This is a genomic window from Alteribacillus persepolensis (genome assembly GCF_900099605.1).
In the GTDB taxonomy this organism is placed as follows: domain Bacteria; phylum Bacillota; class Bacilli; order Bacillales; family Marinococcaceae; genus Alteribacillus; species Alteribacillus persepolensis.
On record NZ_FNDK01000031.1, the window covers coordinates 22,214 to 28,637 of the forward strand.

At 37.3% G+C, this 6,424-nt stretch carries 5 protein-coding genes; 3 read left to right on the forward strand and 2 right to left on the reverse strand.

All coding sequences use genetic code 11. The annotated features are described in order from the left end of the window. Positions 1-19: 19 nt before the first annotated feature. Both BLT18_RS16180 and BLT18_RS16185 read right to left on the reverse strand, forming a co-directional pair. On the reverse strand, positions 20-1,303 hold the full coding sequence (locus tag BLT18_RS16180) for a Rieske 2Fe-2S domain-containing protein (RefSeq protein ID WP_091276376.1): 1,284 nt from the start codon (positions 1,301-1,303) through the stop codon (positions 20-22). A 448-nt stretch (positions 1,304-1,751) separates the two neighbouring features. After that, positions 1,752-2,486 carry an IclR family transcriptional regulator gene (locus BLT18_RS16185; protein ID WP_091276378.1) on the reverse strand — a complete coding sequence of 245 codons (735 nt, stop codon included), beginning with the start codon at positions 2,484-2,486 and terminating at the stop codon, positions 1,752-1,754. Between the two features lie 335 nt (positions 2,487-2,821). Between BLT18_RS16185 and BLT18_RS16190 the strand changes: the two genes are divergently transcribed. The 3 genes from BLT18_RS16190 (at position 2,822) to BLT18_RS16200 (ending at position 6,421) form a co-directional block, all read left to right on the forward strand. Continuing rightward, positions 2,822-3,580 (forward strand): SDR family NAD(P)-dependent oxidoreductase, encoded by a 759-nt coding sequence (locus BLT18_RS16190; RefSeq protein WP_091276381.1) that lies wholly within the window; start codon positions 2,822-2,824, stop codon positions 3,578-3,580. Positions 3,581-4,094: 514 nt separating this feature from the next. Beyond that, on the forward strand, positions 4,095-5,987 hold the full coding sequence (locus BLT18_RS16195; RefSeq protein WP_091276387.1) for a XylR N-terminal domain-containing protein: 1,893 nt from the start codon (positions 4,095-4,097) through the stop codon (positions 5,985-5,987). A gap of 68 nt (positions 5,988-6,055) precedes the next feature. Continuing rightward, positions 6,056-6,421 carry a hypothetical protein gene (locus BLT18_RS16200; protein WP_091276389.1) on the forward strand — a complete coding sequence of 122 codons (366 nt, stop codon included), beginning with the start codon at positions 6,056-6,058 and terminating at the stop codon, positions 6,419-6,421. The last annotated feature ends 3 nt before the right edge of the window (positions 6,422-6,424 follow it).

A 6,424-nucleotide genomic window follows, 5' to 3' on the forward strand; every position in this document is an offset into this window, starting at 1 on the left:
ACAGTCATATAGCATGCATTTATTTGGATTCAGCTGCCTTCGTTTTTTTAGCGAATTGCTCGTTTAAAGGCAGAGCTTCTTTCCATGTTTTTTCCTTTTTATCATAAAGTCCATCACTATAAAGGGTCTTTAAGGATTCATTATCTAATGCAAACAACTCTTCTCCATTTTGGATGGCATCAATTTGTTGAAACAATAAACGGCGAATTTGTATAACTGGTAAGTCACTGGTTCCTAAATGCTCATTTGTTCGATCTGTAATCGTTCCCATCGTCTCCGTTGCCGCATGATCCTGATTCGCAATACCGCGAATACCTGTAAAGTTTTTAGTTTTTTGCAGGTCCCTATTTTGACCGTATTCATTCTCAATATTTTTCTTTTTTCGTAAATTTTCGTCTAATTCTAAGCCGCGGCGTTCATGTTGAGCTTCTACGTCGATAGGACGGTCATGAGCGAATTGGACATCCCATGCCCATGTGCTGTGATCATCCCGTGGAATGAAAGCATGCCACATTCCGTCTTCTCCTCCAAAACGAGGTGGGTAGGTGTAAAATGGGAAGATGTAATGAATTTCCATGAAGGCATTCTCTTCTTCATTACCAATCCCGACGGCTACGCAGCGCTTACCGTAGTTTGTGTCTTCTACTGCTTGCTTAACAGGTGGGTTCTTAACTAACGGATGATTCGGATCAATACCTAAGTCTGTACTTAAGATTCCTTCTTCTACGGCCTGTGAACCGTGAGCTCGGTGTAAAAACGCAGCATGCACAAAGTCTACATCATTTTCCATAACTTGCAGGTAATTGCATTCCTGCCAGACGCGTTCCACTAAAATGTTTTCTTTCGGAAGGCCCATCCAGTAAAACTCAGGGAATGGAGGCTGTTGTTCTTCAGGACCCATATACGTCCAAATAATCCCATTTCGTTCTTCAGTTGGATAATTTTTGAGTTGAATAGATTGGCGAAATTTTCCGTCTTTTGCTTCTGAAGGAATTTCTGTGCAATTTCCGTCAGTGTCAAATTTCCATCCATGATACATGCATCTAATTCCACACCCATCATTAATCCCATAGTACAAGGATGTCCCGCGATGAGGGCAGCGTTCATCAATTAAACCGACTTTTCCTTCGGTATCCCGAAATGCGACTAAATCCTCACCTAATAATTTGACTCTCTTAGGTTTACCATCCCTCTCCAGTTCGTCAGATTGAAGGGCGGGAATCCAGTAACGTCTAAACAAATCACCTGTTGGTGTTCCAGGGCCGGTGTGGGTAATTAATTCATTTTTCTCTTTTGATAACATAATAATCACCTTTCCTTCATATCGATTTGACTTAATTGTAGGACTTTTTAAAAATATTAACAATAAAAAGTTTCTCTATTTGAAACAAAATGATAAAAATTTTAGAAGTGTGATTTTTAACTATCGTTATATTTGAAAAATCGGCTATAGGAAAGAGACGGGTTTGTATGAAAAATGTTGAATTTATGTGCTGCGAGAGAGGTGGTGTTGTTAATTATTAAAATTTATAATAATGATATATATTTATATATAGTTTCTCATTGTGAAAAAATGATTCGATTAAGGGTGGTTGAGAAAAAAGCCGATTGGATTGTAGGGGGCTAGGGTGAATGGAAATCATAAATGCAGATAATGCAGCGCTTGATTGGGATGCGCTGCATCATCTGTATTTAAAAATGTTTTAGTGAATAAGGGGCAGAAACAGTGGGGGTTGTGACAATCTAATAGTTTAATAAAGTATTGAGTTTTTAGAGATTTTATGTGTAACAGTTAACAGGTGGTCCGTTAAAGTATTTTTATTTTCAGATAAACGAACCTCTGGGCCTGATATACTTATTGCACATACGACATCTCCGGAGATATCCTTGACAGGTGCTGCTAAACACATTAACCCTTCCTCGTACTCCTCTCTATCTATTGCAAAACCGTTGCGTTTGATTGTGTTTAATTCGTCCAATAACTCATCATGGTCAGTGACGGTATTTTTTGTAAATGCCTCTAGTGGAATATCTTTTATTTGGTTTTTCTTTTCATCTGCCGCTAGTAATACTTTGCCGACGCCGGTGCAATAAATAGGTCTTCTCGCTCCCATGGATGTTTTAATCTTTACGGTAACCTTTGGTTCAACCTTTAGCAAATAGGTAGCTTTATCATTTTCCCTGATCGCTAAGTGAACCGTCTCATTTGTCTTTTTTACCAGTTCTTCAATGTAGGGTAATGTATTAAAATAATGCTTGTATTGAGCGGATACCAAATCTCCCCATAACAACAACTTTGTGCCGAGGCGATACTTCCTGTCTTTAGTTCGAATCAAAATGCCTTCATCGCTAAGTGATTTTACTATGTGATGCAGAGTGCTTTTATTCATATTAAGTTTTTTGGACAATTCAGTTATGCCGATTTCTAACTGATCAGAAGTAAAACAATTTAAAATTTCGATCGATTTTTTAACAGAGTTAACCAAAAAAATGAAACCTCCTTCTTAGAAAAAATTACATATTGCTATTTAATAATACTTCAGCGATGTAATCATTTAACATAGTGAAACAAAAATAGGGTGGATGCCAAAGTGAATAAGTATCATTTTGTTGTTAATCCAAGTATATTCATCATAACAAGTTCTTCGGAGAAAATAAATTTTTCACATTAAGAAAAAGAATATTGTATTGATATTCAGAATGATATAGTATGTTGTGGACAAAGTCACGTAGAGGTAGAAAATGATAATATCTTTATATATGGTAAATGAAGGTAAAAAAGAATTGCTGATCACTTCCAAATGGAAAAGGAGTTGTAAAAATGAATTTAGATGGCTTTGGTAGAGTAGCTATTGTGACAGGTGCAGCTCAAGGATTGGGGAAATCAATTGCTTTTGAACTGCTTGAAGACGGAAAGCGAGTTGTATTTGTTGATATCAATTTTGAAGGTTTAAAAGCTATACAAGAGAAAGAAATTGCAGGAGAATACAAAAAGAACGCATTGTTTCTGAAAGTAGACGTCCGAAACAGAGAAGATATTTTCGAGTGTGTAGAAAAGGTGCTAGATCATTGGGGGAGAATTGATATCTTGGTAAATAATGCTGGGATACGTAAAGAGACACAAATAGATGATATTACAGATGAAGAGTGGGAGTTACTGCTATCTGTTAACTTAACAGGAACATTTAAATTTTCCCAAGCAGTCATACAGACAATGAGGGATCAACAATGGGGGCGGATTATCAACATATCCTCTTATGCCGGTCAATCCGGGCCGTTAACTTCCGGTGCCCATTATTCTGCTTCCAAAGCGGGCCAGTTGGCCTTAACAAAAGTCTTTGCCAGAGAGCTGGCTAAAGATCACATTACAGTAAATGCTATTGCTCCAGCTGTTGTAAAAAGTCCTGAGATGGAGAAAATGGACAAGGAAAAAATGAATGAAATAATAGATACTATCCCTATAGGCCGTATAGGTGAAAAGGTGGAAGTGTCAAAGTTAGTCTTGTATTTGTCTTCTGAGTTTGCGATATACATAACGGGTGCTACTTTTGATATTAATGGAGGTCTGCTTATGCGTTAATTTGGCAAATACGCAGATAGTTGTTGGCGGCAAAGGAAACAATAATAATAACGAAAAGGTGTCTCTCAAATTAGTGAAAGCTGATTATTGAGAGACATTTTTTTGAAAAGTTATTTTTGAGGAAGTAGTGGCTGCTTTCGCCTCTGGAGAACAGTAAATGCAGTTAAGTTTAACAGTAATTAGTATGAATAGGTTTAAATATTTAAAATATTTAAACCTATTATGTTATTGTTTTAAATCATTCAATAAAATACTATAAATGTTAAATAAAATATTCCAAACACTCTGATATTAAGAGTGCAGCTGCAAAACCACAAACCAGAAATACTCAAAAAACGGGATATTCGTGTCTTGCTATGGCACAGTTCTGCGGCTTTGGGCGGGCTGGTAAATAAAGATTAAAGGTAAGGCCGGTTTCTCAGGAGAGGGTGGTTTACGAAAAGCCTTTATTATTTTGTCGATAAATGTCAAAATATAAATAAAAGTCAAAAATAATGAAGGCGGGGTAAGGTCATTGAATATCAAAGCAAGTGAGTTCACTTTGGAGCATTTAATGAATTTAACAGAGACTAACGGTGAAAAATGGAGGAAGCTTGAACTTATATTAGCAAGTGCTGATGCGTGGGGATTGCTTCGAAAAGATTTAATTACTGCACTTGGTGTTCAAAGAGCTAAACGGTTTTTAATGAGATATGGATATAAGTGTGGGGAACACGAGGCTCGTATACTAAAAGACACAATCGATTGGGATAGTGATGTAGATTGGCTTGTCGCTGGCTCCAAATTGCATCATCTCACAGGAAGAGCGTATTCGTATCCAGAACATTTTCAAGTTGACATGGAAAAAGGGTTGTTTAACGTGTCTGGCTATTGGATTGACTCGTATGAAGCGCGCCAGCACACCCATTATTTCTCTCTTCACAAAGAACCGGTGTGTTATTACCTAGTTGGTTATGCGAGCGGATACACAAGCGCCTGTATGGGGAAGCAAATTATATTTAAAGAACAAAAGTGCAGAGGAAAAGGTGACAGCCATTGTAGTTATATTGGTAAAGCCATTGAAGAATGGGGGGATGAAGTAAACGAAGAAATCATTTTTTATGAGGATAATGATATGTCTGGAGAACTTGACCAGATGTATCGAAATATGGAAATGCAAAAAGAAAGGCTCGAAATTGGATTTTTATTGAGTCGAAACTTAAATAAAGAACTGCTAGAAGGCCGAGGCCTTACTTCTTTTGCAAAGATTCTTGGAGAGAATATTCAGTCCCAGGTTATAATAGAAGATCAACAATTTCGAGAAATAGCTTCTTATGGTATAACGCCTGGCATGGAAAAGCAGCTGACAGCTAAACATTCGTGGTCTGATCATCAAGCCGTTTCTTCTGCGAATAATATAGTAGAGGCAGAGCTGCCTGGCCAAACATTTAAACTAGTCACTGCGCCCATCGTTGTAAAAGATCAAATCTATGGATTTGTAACAATAGCATTAAGTAAGAAAGTTGATTCTTTTTATAAGGACTTGTTGGAAAGGGTTGCAACGGTGGCAGCATTACAGATACAAAACGACAGAATTGCAATCGAAACAGAACAACGTTTGAAAGGGGAGCTGCTTGAACAACTGCTAAATAGTGAGAAAGCAGATGTAACAGAAATTCATAACCGTTTTTCCTATTTGGAATACGATTTATCAGTTCCTCATTATGTCCTCCATATTAACATGGAAAATAAGCAGGATCAGAAAGAAAAGACACTGGGTAATGATGATGAATTAGCAATTCGTAATACATTAAACAATTTTTATCAAGAACAAAATAAGTATGGCACTAATGTGCTTGTATTGACGAAATGGAATAGTGCACAGATGATTGTTTCTAAAACGTTTATTAATAAAGAAAAATGCACAATTTTCCAATTTGCCGAAAAATTATTACAAAAAATCGATGGTGTAAACCGGCATATTTGTATAGGAGTTAGTGAGAAAACTGAAAAAATTAATGATTTTCATCGAAGGGCGAAAGAAGCAAAACAAGCTGCAGAATTAGCAAAAATTCGAACGGATGAGTCGAGAGTTTTGCTAGCAAGTGATTTAGGACACTTATCATTACTCCTTTACGCGAGAGAACCAGACGAATTAAAAAGTTTCGCTGAGGAAAATCTGCAGCCGATTCTGGACTATGATAAAGCAAGAGATGCTGAATTGTTACGAACCCTCTTTTTCTACTCACAAAATGAGTTTAATTTGCATAAGACGGCACGCGAAATGTCCATCTCTATAAGCGGAATGCGCTACCGTTTGCGGAAAACAGAAGAACTACTTGGTATCGACTTGTCAAATTCCAATAATCGTTTCAAGGTTCAGCTTTCTTTACAAATATTCTTACTTCTTGGAAAGATAACATTTTAGTAAAAGGGTGCTTTATATGCTCTGAAAAAGAGGGATGTAGAAATGAGATAATAAGGAGATGAGATGCAATGGGAGAAATAAAGCATGATACACCACAAGTACCAAGTCCACTACGAGTTTTCATGACCTTTGAGTCTACTGGTTGGTTCGATACCTCTCAAGAAGAGAAAGAACAGGACATTCTGCCGAAGTTGTTTGCCATTCTAGAGGAATGGAAGGGAAACGGCTCTGAACTGCTGGCGACATTTGACAGAGACATTATGACTGCCGGTCAAGCAGGACCTCATCAATGGCATGCTTGTTTTCTTTACAACATTCCAGATTTGCAAACGGTTACAGATATGCTGCACTCTTTCCGTGCTGCAGGATTAGACCGCTATTTTCGTCTGGATGCATCAATCGGCCGTCCGTTCTTTTTATTAGAAAAACAATAACCG